We start from the raw sequence: 679 nt of genomic DNA, 5'->3' as shown, positions 1-679 counted from the left end.
GCCTTATAGCATAACATAAATGGCTATTTTAATTAACATTAGCGTAATCCAGCGCCGTCACAAACTGAGAATCTACTACTTTCGCAGAATTTAGTCCTGAACGAGACTGTAGTTTATCTCTCCCAAGCCCTAAAGACTGTACATCCGTACCAAGATCCTTTATGTCATCTTTATTCGTCCCCGCATAAGCAATCACTACATGGCTATAATCCGCATTCCCATTTTTATCCACAGAAGCAATCGCCATCGCCTGCATACCATTGGAGGTGTTGTCAACGGGTTTAGTGATAACTTTGAATTGACCATCAAGAATATTCATTCCCTCACTAATAGGCTTTCGTTTTGTTTTTTTAGAATCTACGTGATAAACCCTATCTACAATTTCATTGTAATCTCTTTCACTTATCACCTTTAATGTCACCTCCATAATAAATAATTTCTATATCATTTAAACTTAAATTCAAATTATTTTCTGATTTCTTTAATTTAAAATCATCATAATAATCTATAGATATTCTACCGTTCGTACCCGCTGAAAATATCGTTATATTATATTTCTCATTTACTTGAACAGCGCTACTCAGATATCCTGTCACCTTATCTTGATAATAATCTTTAAACTCTATTTTTTTTGCTCCTTCATAATGATTAACTAAGTACAACGCCATCCTATCCTGCT

The 679-nt window shown here is 34.2% G+C and carries 1 protein-coding gene and 1 pseudogene; both read right to left on the bottom strand.

All coding sequences use genetic code 11. From position 1 onward, the window contains the following. Positions 1 to 28: 28 nt before the first annotated feature. Positions 29 to 409, bottom strand: coding sequence for a hypothetical protein (locus SORDD16_RS09910; RefSeq protein WP_061453290.1), 381 nt, complete (start codon positions 407 to 409; stop codon positions 29 to 31). Beyond that, positions 399 to 679: pseudogene (locus tag SORDD16_RS09905) on the bottom strand (ubiquitin carboxyl-hydrolase); the annotation flags it as partial. The pseudogene SORDD16_RS09905 and the gene SORDD16_RS09910, both read right to left, overlap by 11 nt.

Origin of the sequence: Streptococcus oralis (assembly GCF_001578945.1) — a bacterium.
Classification (GTDB): domain Bacteria; phylum Bacillota; class Bacilli; order Lactobacillales; family Streptococcaceae; genus Streptococcus; species Streptococcus oralis_Q.
Note: the sequence above shows the minus strand (reverse complement) of the source record. Positions and strands in the feature narration are given on the sequence as shown.